The organism is Edaphobacter lichenicola, assembly GCF_014201315.1.
Taxonomy (GTDB): Bacteria; Acidobacteriota; Terriglobia; order Terriglobales; family Acidobacteriaceae; genus Edaphobacter; species Edaphobacter lichenicola_B.
In genome coordinates, this window is record NZ_JACHDY010000002.1 from 111,471 (window position 1) to 128,303 (window position 16,833).

Annotated in this window: 19 protein-coding genes; 7 read left to right on the plus strand and 12 right to left on the minus strand. The window is 60.7% G+C overall.

The genetic code is table 11. The annotated features are described in order from the left end of the window. The first annotated feature begins 135 nt into the window (after window positions 1-135). The 3 genes from HDF09_RS06795 to HDF09_RS06805 all read left to right on the plus strand — a co-directional run bounded on the left by HDF09_RS06795 (window position 136) and on the right by HDF09_RS06805 (window position 1,537). Entirely contained in the window at window positions 136-360 is a 225-nt protein-coding gene (locus HDF09_RS06795; protein WP_183763788.1) for a hypothetical protein, read from the plus strand. 84 nt (window positions 361-444) lie between these two features. Then, the gene (locus HDF09_RS06800) at window positions 445-1,134 is read left to right on the plus strand and encodes a GNAT family N-acetyltransferase (RefSeq protein WP_183763791.1); all 690 of its coding nucleotides are present in this window, start codon (window positions 445-447) and stop codon (window positions 1,132-1,134) included. 226 nt (window positions 1,135-1,360) lie between these two features. Continuing rightward, window positions 1,361-1,537, plus strand: a complete 177-nt coding sequence (locus tag HDF09_RS06805; protein ID WP_183763793.1) for a hypothetical protein — start codon at window positions 1,361-1,363, stop codon at window positions 1,535-1,537. Here the strand turns inward: HDF09_RS06805 and glyS are convergent. Both glyS and HDF09_RS06815 read right to left on the minus strand, forming a co-directional pair. Continuing rightward, on the minus strand, window positions 1,534-3,645 hold the full coding sequence (glyS, locus tag HDF09_RS06810) for a glycine--tRNA ligase subunit beta (protein ID WP_183763796.1): 2,112 nt from the start codon (window positions 3,643-3,645) through the stop codon (window positions 1,534-1,536). The two genes, HDF09_RS06805 and glyS, sit on opposite strands and share 4 nt — an antisense overlap. Before the next feature lie 41 nt (window positions 3,646-3,686). Next, the gene (locus tag HDF09_RS06815) at window positions 3,687-4,658 is read right to left on the minus strand and encodes a glycine--tRNA ligase subunit alpha (protein WP_183763799.1); all 972 of its coding nucleotides are present in this window, start codon (window positions 4,656-4,658) and stop codon (window positions 3,687-3,689) included. A gap of 244 nt (window positions 4,659-4,902) precedes the next feature. Here HDF09_RS06815 and HDF09_RS06820 point away from each other — a divergent pair, with 244 nt between their 5' ends. Then, window positions 4,903-7,107 (plus strand): DUF6600 domain-containing protein, encoded by a 2,205-nt coding sequence (locus HDF09_RS06820; protein WP_183763802.1) that lies wholly within the window; start codon window positions 4,903-4,905, stop codon window positions 7,105-7,107. Window positions 7,108-7,201: 94 nt separating this feature from the next. On the opposite strand, the gene HDF09_RS06825 is transcribed toward HDF09_RS06820, so the two are convergent. Both HDF09_RS06825 and HDF09_RS06830 read right to left on the minus strand, forming a co-directional pair. Further along, window positions 7,202-8,362 (minus strand): vWA domain-containing protein, encoded by a 1,161-nt coding sequence (locus HDF09_RS06825; protein WP_260180995.1) that lies wholly within the window; start codon window positions 8,360-8,362, stop codon window positions 7,202-7,204. Next, window positions 8,363-8,839 (minus strand): winged helix-turn-helix transcriptional regulator, encoded by a 477-nt coding sequence (locus HDF09_RS06830; protein WP_183763805.1) that lies wholly within the window; start codon window positions 8,837-8,839, stop codon window positions 8,363-8,365. Between the two features lie 99 nt (window positions 8,840-8,938). Between HDF09_RS06830 and HDF09_RS06835 the strand changes: the two genes are divergently transcribed. Beyond that, window positions 8,939-9,715: an SDR family oxidoreductase gene (locus tag HDF09_RS06835; protein ID WP_183763808.1), complete on the plus strand. Its 777-nt coding sequence runs from the start codon at window positions 8,939-8,941 to the stop codon at window positions 9,713-9,715. A 156-nt stretch (window positions 9,716-9,871) separates the two neighbouring features. Here HDF09_RS06835 and HDF09_RS06840 read toward each other — a convergent pair whose 3' ends face one another. Next, on the minus strand, window positions 9,872-10,945 hold the full coding sequence (locus HDF09_RS06840; protein WP_183763811.1) for a hypothetical protein: 1,074 nt from the start codon (window positions 10,943-10,945) through the stop codon (window positions 9,872-9,874). 196 nt (window positions 10,946-11,141) lie between these two features. Then, the gene (recO, locus tag HDF09_RS06845) at window positions 11,142-11,888 is read right to left on the minus strand and encodes a DNA repair protein RecO (protein WP_183763814.1); all 747 of its coding nucleotides are present in this window, start codon (window positions 11,886-11,888) and stop codon (window positions 11,142-11,144) included. Window positions 11,889-12,037: 149 nt separating this feature from the next. On the opposite strand from recO, the gene HDF09_RS06850 reads away from it, so the two are divergent. Next, window positions 12,038-12,364: a hypothetical protein gene (locus tag HDF09_RS06850; RefSeq protein ID WP_183763817.1), complete on the plus strand. Its 327-nt coding sequence runs from the start codon at window positions 12,038-12,040 to the stop codon at window positions 12,362-12,364. A 119-nt stretch (window positions 12,365-12,483) separates the two neighbouring features. Here HDF09_RS06850 and HDF09_RS06855 read toward each other — a convergent pair whose 3' ends face one another. From HDF09_RS06855 to HDF09_RS06865, 3 genes are all read right to left on the minus strand, one after another. Further along, the gene (locus HDF09_RS06855) at window positions 12,484-12,744 is read right to left on the minus strand and encodes a 4Fe-4S dicluster domain-containing protein (RefSeq protein ID WP_158943206.1); all 261 of its coding nucleotides are present in this window, start codon (window positions 12,742-12,744) and stop codon (window positions 12,484-12,486) included. Between the two features lie 147 nt (window positions 12,745-12,891). After that, window positions 12,892-13,335, minus strand: coding sequence for an NUDIX domain-containing protein (locus HDF09_RS06860; RefSeq protein ID WP_183763820.1), 444 nt, complete (start codon window positions 13,333-13,335; stop codon window positions 12,892-12,894). A 1-nt stretch (window position 13,336) separates the two neighbouring features. After that, a complete protein-coding gene (locus tag HDF09_RS06865; RefSeq protein ID WP_183763823.1) occupies window positions 13,337-14,299 on the minus strand; it encodes an inositol monophosphatase family protein in 963 nt (320 codons plus the stop codon). 17 nt (window positions 14,300-14,316) lie between these two features. Between HDF09_RS06865 and HDF09_RS06870 the strand changes: the two genes are divergently transcribed. Further along, window positions 14,317-14,592: a DUF4242 domain-containing protein gene (locus HDF09_RS06870; protein ID WP_183763826.1), complete on the plus strand. Its 276-nt coding sequence runs from the start codon at window positions 14,317-14,319 to the stop codon at window positions 14,590-14,592. A 3-nt stretch (window positions 14,593-14,595) separates the two neighbouring features. On the opposite strand, the gene HDF09_RS06875 is transcribed toward HDF09_RS06870, so the two are convergent. Genes HDF09_RS06875 through HDF09_RS06885 form a run of 3 tightly spaced genes read right to left on the minus strand, consistent with a single transcriptional unit; the run spans window position 14,596 to window position 16,620 of the window. Then, complete coding sequence (locus HDF09_RS06875; RefSeq protein ID WP_311718919.1) at window positions 14,596-15,645, minus strand: VWA domain-containing protein; 1,050 nt, start codon at window positions 15,643-15,645, stop codon at window positions 14,596-14,598. Further along, a complete protein-coding gene (locus HDF09_RS20660) occupies window positions 15,642-16,352 on the minus strand; it encodes a molybdenum cofactor biosynthesis protein MoaE (protein WP_260180996.1) in 711 nt (236 codons plus the stop codon). Before HDF09_RS20660 ends, HDF09_RS06875 begins: the two co-directional genes overlap by 4 nt. Further along, window positions 16,342-16,620 carry a MoaD/ThiS family protein gene (locus HDF09_RS06885; RefSeq protein WP_183763829.1) on the minus strand — a complete coding sequence of 93 codons (279 nt, stop codon included), beginning with the start codon at window positions 16,618-16,620 and terminating at the stop codon, window positions 16,342-16,344. Before HDF09_RS06885 ends, HDF09_RS20660 begins: the two co-directional genes overlap by 11 nt. Between the last annotated feature and the right edge of the window lie 213 nt (window positions 16,621-16,833).

Here is a 16,833-nt window from a genome sequence, read left to right on the forward strand (position 1 = left end):
CTGGGAGCATCAGGAAGCAGAAACCCGGAGGTCAATCGTCTTTACGAACTTCATCGAAATCTCTTATGCCTTCTTTACGAACGCAGTGCTGAAATATAGAAAGTCGGCTGAAGCAACAACCGACAGGAGAGTTAGATGAACACCTTTCGCACCCGCAGACCGCTCCTGGTAAACGCCACTCAATGCCTCCACCCCACCCTCATCCTCACCGACTCCGGCCAGCGCAAAGCCTATCCCGGCGACTGGATCATCGAAGGCGAAAACCGCGAGCGTTACATCGTCGACAACGCCTTCTTCCAGCGCACCTTCGCTCCCATCCCGTGGGAGTCCTCGAGCGAAGGCCGCCACTACGGCAGCTAAGCCGTCTCTCCCGTCAGAAGTCCAACCCAAAACCACCAACCGGCCCCGGCCGTCGATCCTAAAAAGAGAAAAGCGCAGTGTCCTATGGCATTGTCCCCTGTACTGGAACCTCCGACCTCCCCGTTCCACTTCACCCCAACCACACCAATCACTCCCACAGCCTCACCCCTCTTCTCAAAGCCGCGCATCGCCCCATCAGCCCACTCCACCACCCTCCGCAGCGAACCAAAAACCATCTTCCTGCGAACCCGCAAAGCGCAGCTGCAGGACGCCCACGCCATCCATCAACTGATCGACAGCTTCTCCCACGACGGCACGCTCCTTCCCCGCTCCTACGCTGAAGTCTGCGCCAACATCAGCACCTTCACCGTCGTCGAAACCCACACCCACCAGTTCCTCGGCTGCGCCGCCCTCCACATCTACGGCCCGCACCTCGCCGAGATCCGTTCCATCGTCGTTCGTCCCAACATCAAAGGCTGCGGAGCCGGCGGCCAGCTCGTCCACGAGCTCCTGCGCCAGGCCAACGCCCGCGGCATCCAGTGCCTCTGCCTCTTCACCCGCATCCCCGCTTTCTTCGAGCACTTCCACTTCGAAGTTGTCGACCGTCAACTCTTCCGCGACAAAGTGCTCAAAGACTGCCAGCACTGCTCCCGCCGCAACGCCTGCGACGAGACCGCCATGGCCATCGGCGAACTTCCCGCCTCGCGAGACAAGCCACAGAACGACCTCTTTCTGCCCCGGCAACATTCAGAGCTGGTGCAACTCCAGCTCTGAGTGCATCCCCAGGAAGTGTCATTCAAGGCACCACCACTTCGCGTTACCCTTGCCGTCAATGGTTTTCGTCATGCATGATGACGAGCACATAGTGGTCTTGCGAAGAATGGCAACTCTAGCTGCCCACTTCGCATCTCGCATTCAGCATCGATTTACAAGCAGAACTAAGCAATCTCTGCCTGTACGTCTTGCCGGATGCCAGCGACACATCGCCCAGGAAAACAAGATGAACTACATCGAATCGAAAGAAATAGCCCCAACCTTCCAATCCAACATTCGCGCCGAAGACGGCCAACTCGACCGCGGTCGCTGGAGCGGCCTCCGCGAAGGTGTCCTCGTCCCGCTGGGCTCCCTCTTCGCAGTCTTTCTCTTCATGCTCGGCGTCATGCTCCTCACGCACTAGCCCGCGATCACGATCTCCGAAAACTCTGCGATCCCGGAGAAATCCCCGAGCACCTTCTCGAGCAGCGCCAACCTGTTCGCCCGCACTGCCTCCTCGGGCGCCATCACCATCACCGCCTCGAAGAACGCATCCACCTGCGGCCGCAGCGTAGCAATCTCCTCCAACGCCGCCTTGTAGCTCTTCTCCCCCCGCAGCCCCTTCACCTTCTCCGCCAACTCCGCCGACTTCTCCGCCAGCGCCTTCTCCGTAGGCTCCTTCAGCAGCGAAGCATTCACACCGCCCGCCGCCGAAATCCCCTTCTCTCTGGCCTGCGTAAGAATATTCTTCATCCGCTTGAACGCCGAAGACACCGCTGCAAAATCATCCGACCCACGAACCGCCGTCACAGCCTCCGCCCGAGCCGAAGCATCGCGAACATCATCTGCCCCCACCGCCAACACAGCCTTCACCACGTCATAGGCCTGTCCCTTCGCCTCACGCAGATAGAACTCCAGCCGCTCCGCGAAAAAGACCTCGATCTTTCGCACGAGCTCTTCGTTTCCACCCACAGCGGCCCGCGAAATCTCACCCAACCCAAGTTCAACCGAACTCTCCCCCAGAATCTTGACAATCCCATTCGCCGCCCGTCGCAGCGCAAACGGATCCTTCGATCCCGTCGGTTCAAGCCCCAACCCAAACATGCCGGCAATCGTGTCTGCTTTATCCGCAATGGCCAGCAACTGTCCCTCTGCCGTTCGCGGAATCCTATCTTCCATCGACACGGGCCTGTACTGGTCATAGATCGCGTCACAAGCCGCCGGACTGATCCCCTGCGCACGCGCATAAAGACCACCAACCTCACCCTGCAGCTCTGTAAACTCCTTGACCAGCTCAGTCGTAAGATCCGTCTTTGCCAAAGAAGCCGCATCCAAAAGCGCGTTCAAATCCACCGCAACCCCACGGCCTTCAACCTTGCTGGCCAGCCTCTTGCAAAGCTCGCGCACCCGCTCCGCCTTCGCCGCATAGCTCCCCAGATCCTTCTGAAACGTCACATTCTCCAGCAGCTTCACCCGCTCCCTCAACGGCACCCGCTGGTCGAACTCCCAGAAGAACCGAGCATCATTGAACCGCGCTCGCAGCACCCGTTCATTGCCGTGCCGAATCACCGCGACCCCAGCCTCATCGGCCTCCGTATTCAGCACCGCCACAAAGTGCGGAGCAAGCTTCCCGTCCCCCGTCTTTGGAGATCCAGTCTCCACCGCAAAGTAGTTCTGGTGATCCCGCATCACCGTCACCAGCACCTCCTCCGGCAGCGCCAGATACTCCTTCTCAAACCCACCCAGCAGCGCCGAAGGCCACTCCGTCAGTTGCGTCAGCTTATCCACCAGCTCATGGTCCTCACGCCACCGCAGCCCAGGCACCGTCCGCGTTACATGATCCAGAGCCTTCCGAATCCTCTGCCGCCGCGCCTCCACATCCGCAACCACAAAGCCGCCCAGCAAAGCATCCTCGTACTTCCCCGGAGCCTTCAACCCAATCGCCGCATCCCCAAACAACACCCGGTGCCCATACGTAACACTGCCTGCTACATATCCACCAAACTCCACCGGCACCGTCTTCTCGCCCAGCATCGCCACCATCCACCGCACCGGTCTCACAAACCGCTCCGGCCGCCCTGCACGCCAGTACATATTCTTCGCCCAATAGATCCCCGCCAGCTCCTTCGGCATCTCGGCCGCGATCACCTCTGCCGCACCCCGCCCCGCCTTCACCGAAGTCGCCGCAAGATACTCCCCCTTAGCGTTCGTAATCGTCTTCAGCGCAGCAACCTCCACCCCCGCCTTCTTCGCAAATGCCACCGCCGCCGGAGTCGCCACCCCGTCCTTATAAGCCACCTTCACCGAAGGCCCCACCAGCTCCTCAGCCACATCCTCCTGCTGCTCCGCAACGTCTTCCACCCAAACCGCCAGCCGTCTCGGCGTAGCAAAGCTCTTAGCTACCGCACCCAGCCGCACCAGCCGCTCGCGCTCCAGCATCTTCACCACGCGCTGCTCCAGCTCCGCCTGCGCTCCCGCAATCATCCGTGCCGGAACTTCCTCCAACCCAATCTCAAACAAAAAATCAGCCATTACCCTCTCACTCAAATCTGATTCGCCTGAACGCGGACCTGCTAACTTGCTAACTCGCTGACTCGTTCACCCTGCGCCGCATAAGCCTTCGCCACTCCCACCACCAGCGTCCGAATCCGCGCCATCACGCCAACGCGCTCGGTCACCGAGATCGCCCCGCGAGCATCCAGCAGATTGAAAAGATGCGAGCACTTCAACGCCAGCTCATAGGCCCCCATCACCGGAAACCGCTTCAGTGTTAGCTCATCCATCTTCGCGAAGTCCTTGAAGTCGTCACGAAATCCAGCCTTCTCCAAAAGAGCCTTGCACTCACTCTCATACAGATTCAAATGCTCCCAAAGCTTCCCCACATCCGCATAGTCGAAGCTGTAAGCCGAAAATTGCTCCTCCTCAGCCAACCGCATCTCCCCATACGTCACTTCGCGCCCCGTATCCGGCTCCACCGCCCACACAATGTCGTAGATCGAATCCACATCCTGCAAAAATCCCGCGATCCGCTCCAGCCCATACGTAATCTCTCCGCAGATCGGATCCAGATCCATCCCGCCGCACTGCTGAAAGTAGGTGAACTGCGTAATCTCCAGCCCATCCAGCATCACCTGCCAGCCCACGCCCCACGCGCCGCCCACCGGCCACTCCCAGTTGTCCTCTTCGAACTTGATGTCATGTTCCTTCAGATCGATCCCGATCGCCACCAGCGACTCGAGGTACATCTCCTGAATCCTTACCGGTGGCGGCTTCAAAATCACCTGCAGCTGCGTATGCCGAAACAGCCGATTCGGATTCTCCCCATAGCGCCCGTCGGCCGGCCTCCGCGAAGGTTGCGCATAAGCGATCCGCACCGGCTTCGGCCCCAGCACCCGCAAAAACGTATCCGGAGACATCGTCCCCGCGCCAACCTCCACATCGTAAGGCTGCTGCAGCACGCAACCCCGATCCGCCCAAAAACGCTGCAGCGTAAACAACAGCTCCTGAAACGTCAGCGCGCGCTTCTTTCCAACTCTCTCAGTCATGCATCTCTCTTCACAAAACGGTAATCCCTCGATTCTAAATGCAATCGCCCAATTCCCCACCGCACCATTCGTGACGCACACATCTTCTCCCAGCAGAAACACAAGGAACTTCCAGCCTCTTCCCTCCTGCATCAACTTTCCCTCTATGTATGATGGCCGAGTGTATTTACAACCCAATTCCAACCATCGGCGACACCATCTGCAAAAAGCCGGGTTGATACAACCTGAGTATCGAGGAACAAATATGAACACCTCGCACGCGCATACCACCATCCGGGGCTTTTATAAAAAGAGCATCCTTGCCACATTTGTCCTAACCCTCCTCACCACCCTCTCCCTCCACGCCCAGAGCTACCCGCAGGACGCAGACCCACCCGAGCGCGTCGCCCGTCTCAGCATCCTTCAAGGCAATGTCTCCCTCCAGCCCGCCGGCGTCGATCAGTTCAGTCAGGCCGAGCCCAACTATCCCCTCACCAACGGCGACCGCGTCTACGTCGACAACTCCAGCTTCGCCGAGCTCCAAAGCGACGCCCTCGCCATCCGCATGGGCCTCGGTGCCGACCTCTCCCTCACCAGCATGACCGACCAGGTCGCCCAACTCGGCCTCGCCCAGGGCTCCATCCATATCCGCAGCTGGAACCTCCAGAATGGCGCCTCCATCGAAATCGACACCCCCAACGGCACCATCACCATCCTCCAGCCCGGCGACGTCCGCATCGACAGCTACCCCCAGGACGACACCACCGTCGTCACCGTCAACTCCGGCGAGGCCGAAGCCACCGGCCCCAATCTCTCCCAGGCCATCAACCCCGGCCAGGCACTCCGCCTCACCGGCTCCAACCCCATCTACGTCGAATACGTAGAGCTCGCACCCGGCGACAACCTCGATCGCTTCGATCAGGATCGCGACCGCCGCCAGATGGCCGGACGCGCCGCTTCGCAGCAGTACGTCAACCCCGACATGATCGGATACAGCGACCTCCAGGAGTACGGCGAGTGGTCGTCCCAATCCGACTACGGTCAGGTCTGGTATCCCCGCAACGTCGACCGCGACTGGACCCCCTACCACAACGGCCACTGGGCCTGGATCGCCCCCTGGGGCTGGACCTGGGTCGAAGCCGAGCCCTGGGGATTCGCTCCCTTCCACTACGGCCGCTGGGCCAGCTTCAACGGACGCTGGGGATGGATCCCCGGACCCACCATCGTCCGCCCCGTCTACTCTCCCGCTCTGGTAGCCTTCGTCGGAGGCCCTAGCTTCTCCATCAGCGCCGGCTTTGGAGCAGGCAACGGAGCTGGCCTTACCGCATGGTTCCCCCTCGGCCCGCGCGAGACCTACGTTCCCTGGTATCACGCCAGCTCCGGCTACGTGAACCGCGTCAACGTAACCAACATCTACAACCGCAACGTCACCGAGGTCCGCAACGTCTACAACAACCGGACCACCAACATCTACGTCAACAACACCACCGTCAACAACATCACCTACGTCAACCGCACCGTCGCCACCACCGTCGTTCCCCAGCGCTCCTTCGCTGCCGGACGCCCCGTAGCCTCAGCAGCCGTTCACGTCGACCAGAAGCAGCTCGCCCAGGCTCAGGTCATGCCTCATCCCATGATCACGCCCACTCGTGCGATCGTAGCCCCGGCACCCGCCCGAGCTGTCCCCGTCAACATCGCACGCCCCGTCCTCCAAACCCGCGTCGGCCTCGCGCAAGCAGTACCCGGAGCGCAGGCCCACCCCGTCCCCGTCCACACACTCACCCCGCAACAGCAGCAGGCAGTCAAAGTCCAGCCTCTGCCCAACGGCCAGCGACCAATCCAACAGCCTGCACCCGCGCCCGTCCAACGACAGCCAATCCAGCAGACCGCAACCCAACCCGTTTCACGGCAGGCACCCGTAGAACGAGCCACCCCCACTCCAAACCCGCCCGCGCACCCCGTTCCAACGCAACAGGCACAACCAACAACCCAGTTCAATCAGCCAAGACCACAACCAACAGCTCCTATCAACCAGCAGAGGCCGCAACAGGAAGCACCCATCAACCAGCAGAGGCCTCAACCAGCAGCTCCCGTCAACCAGCAAAGGCCTCAACCGGAAGCGCCCATCAACCAACAGAGGCCGCAGCAGTCAGCACCCATCAACCAGCAGAGGCCTGAACCTCCCGTACAAGCATCACAACCCAAGCCACAGCCGCGTCCCGTGGATCAACCTCGTCCCCTCATCAACCGAAGCGAGCCCCCACCCGCCCAACCTACCTTCGTCCAGCAGCGGCAAGCCATCCAGAAGACCGATCCCGGTCGTCCTCTTGGCCCGCAGCAGGTCGAAAACCTCCGCAACGGACGCCCAGCCGGCCCACATGAGCAGCCCGAGCCAATCGCCCATCCAGCCGCCCGCGCCCCTCAACCCCCTCAACCCAAAAACGAGTCAAAGCAGTCGCCTCCCAAATAGCCGCTGCCGCCACTCAACCCCAATCCCGCATCCCCAAAAAGGAGTGCGGGATTTTTTCGCGTCTCTTTCTAAAAGGAACATCGCAATCACGCCCCTACTGCGGCGGCGTCAAAATGGGATGCCTCCCCTCCTCCGGAGCCGAGGTACTATCCGGGTGTATTGTGGTCGGATCGGCCAGCACCTTCGCATCCTGAAGCGGAACCGAAATCCCCGTCGAGCGAATAAACGCCTTGCTCTTATCAATGGTCACCACAAGCTCGTGCTGTCCTTTGGTCGAGTTGTACGGCCGTGGAAACTCCACAATATAGCGCCCGCGAACGAGTGCCACAAACCCCTTCAGCCTTGCCCCCACGTCACTTCGATTCGCCGAAAACACCAACCCTCCGCTCAGCTCGCAGATCGAACGAAAGGGATCCAGCACGTTGCTCACCCCTGGTGCGCCCACCGCAAGCCACGGCACATACGTCATGCCAAAGATCGCAACCGCGCTGGCCTGCGCAAAAACCCTCACCTCGTTCCATCTGTACTTACTGCCCCTATCCTTTCCATCAGTCACCGCAAGAATCACCCGCCGGCCAGGGAGCCCGGAAAGTTGATTGGTAACGAAAGCCAGCGCGTCCCAAAGCTTCACCTCCGGTTCGCACCTCGAATCGCCCTTCGCACGCCTCCGGTCAACCCAAGACTGCAATTCCTCATGGACCAGCTTCCTCAAATGCGCCGCATCCGCCGGCACGTCATTCGCATAGCGAGTAAGCTCGCAATCCAGCCCGTAGACCGAGACATGATCCTGCCCGCGCAGAGACAACGGCACAAGCTCCGCAATCGCGTCCTCCAGCTTCGACGACAGCTCCACCTCCTGCCCGCTCATGTCCAGCAGGATCGCAAGCGAGATCGGATCATCGCCCTCCAGGCGAACATGCGAGGCGCGAAACGGCGGCCCTCCATCAAAGCTCACATTGAACCTGTTCGGCGCGATCGGAGCAATCTTCTTCCGATCCTCCCCCAGCACCAGCACCGGAATCTGGATCGTGTTCGCATAAACATGCAACGTCGGAACATCCGCATCCTGCGCCCTCGCCGGCAGGCCACCTACCCACCCCTCCGCACACAAGGCCCAGACAAAAACCCAGACACAAACCCAGCCACGCTCCCAGACACAGCCCTCTGCAAACCCGCCCACCCTACCCCAACCAGACGCGAACCCGCTCATCCTCGCCATCGCAGCAGTATGCCAGAACTTGGTTGGCAGCCGCATCTAGACAGAGTCCCGTCGTCCGGCGGCATCCCTCTCAAACAAGGCCCGCGCCCGCTCGATCTCCTTCCCATGCTTCACCGCCCAGATCCACACCCCACAAAACGCCTCGCCCAGACTCGACCCAAGCGCCGTCAACTCATACTCCACCCGCGGCGGAATCACCGGATGCACCGTCCGCGTCACCAGCCCGTCCCGCTCCATCTGCCGCACCGTCTTGGTCAGCATCTTCTGGCTCACGCCCCCCACCAGCTTCCCCAGCCGCGTAAACCGCACAACCCCATGCTCCTCCAGCACCTCCAACACCAGCATGGTCCACTTATCTGCCACCCGCGCGATAATCTCCCGCACCAGCGCCTCCACCTTCGGATCGTTCTCCACCGCATACTTCGGCCTCCCCTTCGCGGCTGCTTTCTTCGCGACCACCTTCTTCGCCACTTTCTTATCGACACCCCGAGCCAAACCAATCGTTTTTCCCATAGATCCTTCACTCTCTCTCAGGTAAGTATAGATTTTTCAGGTGCCTACTTCCCAATCGATACAAACGATCCTACTATCAACTCAGGAGAAATCACCACCATGAATACCACTGGAAACACCATCCTCATCACCGGCGGCGGCTCCGGCATCGGACGCGGCCTCGCAGAGGCCTTCCACAAACTCGGCAACCACGTCATCATCGCCGGCCGCCGCAAGCAAGCCCTCGACGACACCGTCGCCGCCAACCCCGGCATGTCCTCCGCCATCCTCGACATCGAAAACGCCGCCAGCATCCGCGCCTTCGCCGCCAAACTTCTCGCCGACTTCCCCGCCCTCAACGCCGTCATCCACAACGCCGGCATCATGCGTCCCGAAAAACTCCTCACTCAACCAGAAGCCCTAACCGACGCCGAAGCCATCATCACCACCAACCTCCTCGGCCCCATCCGTCTCACCGCGGCTCTGCTCCCTCACCTTGAAAAGCAGCCCCACGCCACCATCCTCACCGTCTCCTCCGGCCTCGCCTTCATCCCCATGGCGATGACGCCCACCTACAACGCCACCAAGGCTGCCATCCACTCCTACACCCAGGCCCTGCGCTATCAGCTCCAGTCCACCAACATTCAAGTCATCGAGCTAGTCCCACCCTACGTCCAGACCGAACTCATGGGCAGCCAGCAAGCCTCCGACCCACGCGCCATGCCCCTCGCCGACTACCTCAACGAGACCATCGCCATCCTCAAATCCCAACCCGAAGTCACCGAGGTCCTCGTCGAACGCGTCAAACCTCTCCGCTTCTCCGAACTAAACGGCCCCGAAAAATACACCGCCTTCTTCAAACAGTTCAACGACGCCATGGCCGCCAACCCTCACTAGTGGGCGTTCGCACGCCTTTTTAGAGCTTCGCGTGGTCCTCCCGTTGGTCGGAATCAATCTTCCCTCGCGACCAACGGGAGCGCAAACCGAAGGTGTATACAAGTCACGAAGTGACCGCCCCACGCGCAGTGGGCCCGTCCGGCAGGACAATGTCTTTTAGAGAATCGGGAACCGCATCACAACAAACCCAACAACACATCCCAGCAAAGCCACCGCTCCACCAAGCCGCAGGGTCGTCCGCCAGTCCAGCTGCTTCCCCAGCGCACTCAACGAATAAACACTCACCGGCCCCAGAGTGCACAGCAACACCGCAACATAAGGCGTCGGCGCGCCCGCGCGATACAGCACATACGCCAACGCCACATCGAGCGCCATTGGAACCGGCAGCAACGTACCCAGAATCGCCACCAGCACAACCCCACCGACCGAGACCGGCACATGCGTCCCATACGCCGGAATCAGCTCAGCCGCCAACGCTCCAAACACTGCAGCCAGAAGCATCCACGGCAAGGTCAGCACGGTCAGTCGCAGCAAATTCCGCAAGTACGTTCGGCAAAGCGCCACCAACCGAGGACCCAGTCCCTCCCCCTCCATCGCAACACCAATACTCCTCACCACCACATCGTTCTCCCAAACCAGCAGCGGCAGACCAATCAGCAATAACGCCGGCACCACCACTCGCATCGCAGCCAGCGGCAGCGGAAACAAGACAAACGCCATCGCCACCACAACAGGATTGAAGCTCGGCGAACTGATCATCGCAGCCACCGTCAGCCGCGTGCTCGCCCCACTCGCCAGGAGACTTTGACCCACCGGAGTAGCGCAGTTCGCACACACTCCCATCGGCGCGCCAGCCACCGCACCACACAGCACATTTCCCGCAGCCGAATTGAACCGCTTCGGCATTCCAACTCCCGCCAGCAGAGTCATCATCGCAGCGCCGAATGGCAGCGCAAAGTACATCCCAAACCGATTCGTATACAGCCAGTTCAAACTCGTCCGCATCACCCTGGTCGGCGCCGGCATCGTCGGCGTCACCTTCAACAACGCATCGAACGATATCGGGCCCGCCACCTTGACCGCCGCACCGGCATGCAGCTTCTTCAACAACGCAGGATAACGCTGCTGACTCCAGAAGGTCACCAGCACGCCAACAGCAATCAGCGCAGCCAGCGATATCTCAAGCGAACGTCGAGACGAAGTCGAAACCGTAAACCCAGTTGTGCTCATAAGAAGGCCAAAGTCTACCCGACGCTGCCCACCTTTGAACATCCACCATAAGGTTGACTAGTTCGGACTCACCTCACCTGCCTCTGCCCAAATCTCGACCTCTGAGAGGCACGCATCCGCCACGCGCCGGGTGCCGGGTGCCCCATATCTCGATTCTGAGATGTGGCCATTCGCGCCACGCGCGAACCGCTCTCCCTCAATCGCCCAAGACCCTCCCCAGCGCCCGAGCACTCACCAATCTCCGCTCCAGATGCCGCTCCAGGTTCTCCACCGCAAACTTCCGCAGATCCGCCGCCCGCCCCTTAGGCCAATCCTCCTTCGCCAACTCCCCCACGGTCCCGCGAAAGATCCTCACCGCCTCCCCCACCGAACCCGCCAACAGCGCCACACTCCCCGGCCTTCGGTCATCCTCGCAGGTCACCCCATCGCTCGTCGCCGAATACCAAACTGTCCCCCCACGCAGATCCAACCCACAAACAACACAGTGTCCCAGCTCCGGCATCCATCCCATCAGCCTGCTCATCCACAGTGAAAAGTAAGTCACCGGCATCCACACCTTCCCCACCTGTATCTGGTCGAGCACCGCCAGCACCAGCCGAAACACCGCATCCTCCGGAGCCTGCTCCGGCAGCGCCTCCTCCACCACCTCCGCCACAAACTGCAGCGCCGCCGTCCGCGCATAATCAATCGGCCGCGACAGCGGCGAACTCAAAATCTCAAACGCATCCAGCCGCACCAGCTCCTGCTTCGGCCTCTCCGCATAGGTCGCCCGCACATACGTCATCGGCTCCAGCGCCCCGCCAAACCGACGCCGCGACCGCATCGCATGACGAGCCACCCCCTTCACCCGTCCCTGCTCCCGCGTAAACAGGCTCACCAGCAGGTCCGCCTCCTGAAACGGCCACACCCGCAACACGATCGCCTCTCCCTGCCGCTCAATCATCCCTACCAGACTATTCCACCGCTAACTGGAAGACGAAAACCACCACCGCTGGTATAGGATTGCGTTCCGCGAGCAAACCCATCTGCCGCCAGCAACACTCTTGGAGGAATAGCGTGAACAAAAAACAACGATTCTTTGTCGCAGCAGCAATGACAGTTTCCCTAATCGCAATGGCAGAAGAACCCGGGGCAAACATCAAAGTCACCGGCTGGGTCATCGACTCAGCATGTGCGTACACCAAGGGCCTGAGCAAACCCATCGGAGTAGCGTGCGCGAAAGCCTGCGCCAAAAACGGTTCGCCTCTGGTCATCCTGCAGGATGACGGAACCATCTATCTGCCGATCGACAGCAACACACCCTCCGCATCCCAGAACACCAGGCTACTGCCCTACGCCGGAGAGCACGTTACGATCACCGGAAAGGACTACGCAAGAAACGGCTCGCACGGCCTCGTCATCGACACTATCTCAAGATGAGCGGCCAGCCTGATCTTCGACCGAACTGCTCTGCGTAGTCGCTCGAGGGGAGCCGCATCCAAAAAAAGACGCGCAGCCCGTAGGCCACGCGTCTCTTTTTGAAATCACCTGAACGAACTTTATCGCCCGAAGTGAGCCGCATTCTTCGTCTGATACTCCGCCCACTTCTCCGGGAGATCATCGCCCGCATAGATCGCCGACACCGGGCAAACCGGCACGCACGCGCCGCAGTCAATGCACTCCACCGGATCGATAAACAGCTGCACCGCGTCGCTGTACCCGTTCTCATCCTTCTTCGGATGGATACAATCCACCGGGCAGGCATCCACGCAAGCCGAATCCTTCGTCCCGATGCACGGTTCCGCAATCACATAAGCCATCTTAAAAATCTCCCTTATCCACGTCTAAAAGTCACCGTCCAAACTCGCCGCGCAAATTCAGCTCGTACGTAGATTCTAGCAGCACATCCGCTCTCGTCCGCAACTCACTCCTCAATGCAACTACGAACGTTTCAGCCCCTGTTTCGCTCACTTCAAGCCGCTCTGCTCCTGCATCCGCTCCGCCAGATTCTCCGGAAAGATTCTCTCCCGCGACTCCACAATCCTGGCCTCACTCCACCAGCGAATCTCCTTCATAATCTCCCTCTCATCCCGCGTAACTCCTATCAGCCGAGGCTCCTCCCGCCAACACTTCGCCCTGAACAGAAAATCCGTATTGTCCTGCATCTCCCCCTGATGCAGAAACTGATTCCTGTCGCAGTACACCGGCCCCGTCACCACCAGCTCCAGCCCAAGCTCCTCCCTCACCTCCCGCGCCGCCGCCGCAGCCTCGGTCTCCCCCGCCTCAATCTCTCCACCCGGCAAAGCCCAGAAGACGAACTCCCCCTCCTCCCGCGGCACCACAAATCGAATCAGCAGAACATCTCCCGCCTCATCAAACAGCATCACCCGCGCCGTCCGCCTCTTCCGCACCCTACTTCGCCGTCAACCGCTTCGCCGCAAACTCCGCCGCCGAAGGAATCGCCGTCAACTCCCGCCCCGCAAACATCTCCGTAAACAGATGCACCATCTCCTTCTTAATCAGCCCATTCGTAACCAGAGTCTCACGGCTATCCAGCGTGAACTTCCCCCCATCGAAGTGAGTCACCGTCCCCCCCGCCTCCTCCACCAGCAAAAAACCCGCCGAAGTATCCCACGGATTCAGATTGAACTCCCAGAACCCATCCAGCCGCCCCGCCGCCACATAAGCCATATCCAGCGCCGCACTCCCCGCCCGCCTCACCCCATGCGACCGCAGCGTGATCTCGTTATAAAAGTGAATATTCGGGCTCTCATGCCGCTTCTTGCTCGGAAACCCCGTGGCCGTCAGCGACTCCTGCAGCGAAGCGGTCTTCGACACATGGATCGCACGCCCATTCAGCCACGCGCCCTTGCCCCTCTCTGTAGAAAACATCTCATCCCGTAGCGGATCGTAGATCACCCCAGCCACCATCTCTCCATCGGCATCCGCGGCCAACCCCGCGACGCGCCTCTCCAGCCCCAGCACCACGCAGAACGCCGGAAACCCATGCGCAAAGTTCGTCGTCCCATCCAGCGGATCCACATACCACCGGAACTCGCTCTCCAACCCACTCCGCGTCCCCTCCTCGCCATACACCCCATGCGCAGGAAACGCCGCCTTCAGCTTCTCCACAATCAACCGCTCACTCGCCCGATCGGCCTCCGTCACCAGGTCCACATCGCCCTTGTACTCCGTCGTCACCCCCTTCGTATAAAACCCACGCAACAACGCCCCCGCCTGCCGCGCGATCCCCTCACCAATATGCGCAAACTCAAACTTCTTCACCGTAACCCTCCCATCGACCGAAGCCTTCTCCAGTGCTATCGTTGTCCACCAGAGTATCCTGTGCCCCGCCGGCCCCGCTCGAAACTCCATCTCTCTCGAGGTCAGTCATGCCAAAATTTCTGATCGAACGCGACATCCCCGACGCCGCGCACCTCACCCGCGAGCAGCTCACCGCCATCTCCAAAAGCTCCTGCTCCACCCTCCGCGGCATCGATACCGAAGTCAAGTGGCTCACCTCCTTCGTCACCGCCGACAAGATCTACTGCATCTACATTGCGCCAGACGAAGAGATCATCCGCCGCCACGCCTTCGAGCACGGCTTCCCCGCCAACATCATCACCCTCATCCACTCCACCATCGACCCCACCCACGCCGACGCCTGACCGCTACCTCGCATCCGCGTAATACCCCGACCGATACCGAAGATCATACTTCCCCTTCAGCTCCGCATCCGTCATCCGCACCTTGATCTGCCGAAACGAACTATCCGTCCCGCGCCGCGGCGCATAATACCCCAGCAGATACTGCGTCCGCAGGTCATCCGACACATGCGCGAACGCCGGCTCCAGATCCTTCGGGTCCACCACGTAGTAGTACTTCCCGCCCGTATCCTCGGCCATCTGAATCAGCGCATGCTCCCCACCCGTATTCCTCCCCGCATCCGCATAGATCGGCACAATAATGATCGAGTACACCATCGCCCCCGCCCTCTGCGCCTCCTCCAGCGCCTGCGTATACCGCGCCCCCTTCACCGTATCGCCGCCATCGGTGATCAGCACAATCACACGCCTCCGCCCATTCGCAGCCGAAGTCCCCGCCAGCCGGTCCGACGCCAGGTAGATCGCGTCATACAACGCCGTAGCATCTCCATGCTGAATCGCGTTCAAACCACTCTCAATCCGCTTCGGCTGATTCGTAAACGGCACAAGCTCCCGCACCACATCCGAGAACTCCATCAAATCCAGCTCATCCTGCTCCCGCAGCAGCGCCCGCACAAAGTGCTTCGCCGCCTCCTTCTCCAGCCGCTCATTGCTCAACACGCTCTCGCTCGCATCCACCGCCAGCACAATCGACAGCGGCGTCGTAGCCTCCTTCTCAAACACCGCGATCTTCTGCACCTTCCCATCCTCAAGAATCTGGAAGTCATCCCGCCCCAACCCACCCACCGGCGAACCCTTCGCATCCACCACGTTCAAAGCCACGTTCACCAGCCGCGTCTCCACCCGAATAGTAGGAAACCCGCCCTCAGGCGCACCGTTCGCCTTACCACCCGTCTGAGTCTGTGTCGCCACCACCGGAGGACTCTGCACATCCTCCGGATCCTTAGGCGCCTGCGCCCCCACCGCCGGAGGAGGCTGCCGCACCACCGGAGCCTGCGCCAGCAGATCCCCCCGCACCAGCACCAGCCCAACCACAGCCCCAACCAGCACTCTCACCGACCGCCTCCACCCTCGACCTTAGCCACAGAACCGGGTGCCCCATACATCGCCTCTGATGTATCGGCATCATCCGAAGAAGCATGACCGCCGGATCCCGCCGTCTCGCTGACTCGCTGACTCGCTAACCCACCGGGTGCCCCATATCTCGATTTTGAGATGTGGGCATCGTCCGAAGCACGACCGCTCTCCTCCCCAAGCCCATCCGCTCCTGCCAAAGCAACACCCTCGGAAGCGCCCTCCGACTCGCTAACTCGCTGACTCGCTGTCTCGCCAACCCGCTGCTCCTCAGGAAACGGCTCCCCATCCGCCCACACCGCCCCATCCACAAACTGTTCCTTCTTCCAGATCGGCACCGTCTTCTTCAACGTATCGATCAGCCACCGGCAAGCCTCAAACGCCGCACCTCGATGCGCCGAAGCCACCACAATCAGCACGCTAGTCTCCCCTACATAAAGCCGCCCCAGCCGATGCACCAGCGCCACATCCCTTACGCCGAACCGCTCCACCGCCTCACCCGCCAACCCCTGCATCTTCTCCAGCGCCATCTCCCGATACGCCTCATAGTCGAGATACAGCGTCTTCCGTCCCCGCGTATTATCCCGCACGATCCCATCGAAGACGCACACCGCGCCGTCCGCGCCGTCCTTAATCTCCGCCGCAATCTCCGCCGACGGAATCACCTCATCTGTAATCTCAACCCGCATCCTGGCCCTCAAACCTGCTCTCAACTCCCCCACTCACCGGCGGCAACAAGGCTACCTCATCGCCATCCTTCAACACATCCACACCCCGCGCATACTCCTGATTCACTGCGACAGCCATCGAATCCCAAACCCCCGCAACGCCCACAGCACGCCCCCGGCAGGCCGCCATCAAATCCGCCACCGAGGCCTCATCCGCGAGCTCCACGTCCTCACCACTCCTGCCAAAGACATCCTTCAGCACTCCAAAATAAAGAACCCGTACCCGCATATCCCATCAGAATACGCGAGCACGACTCTTTGACGTCCAGCCAACCTCAACATCACTCCCCAAGGGAGTAACGCACCCCGCCGCGAAGGTATCCGTAGTCCGTAGTAATGGATCTCGTCCAACCCGTCCCCCTAACCGCTGCGATAGCCTCACTTGCCCATCATCCTTTCAAGCAAAGCGAGCCGACCAACATCCACGCACCTTTTGGCATCA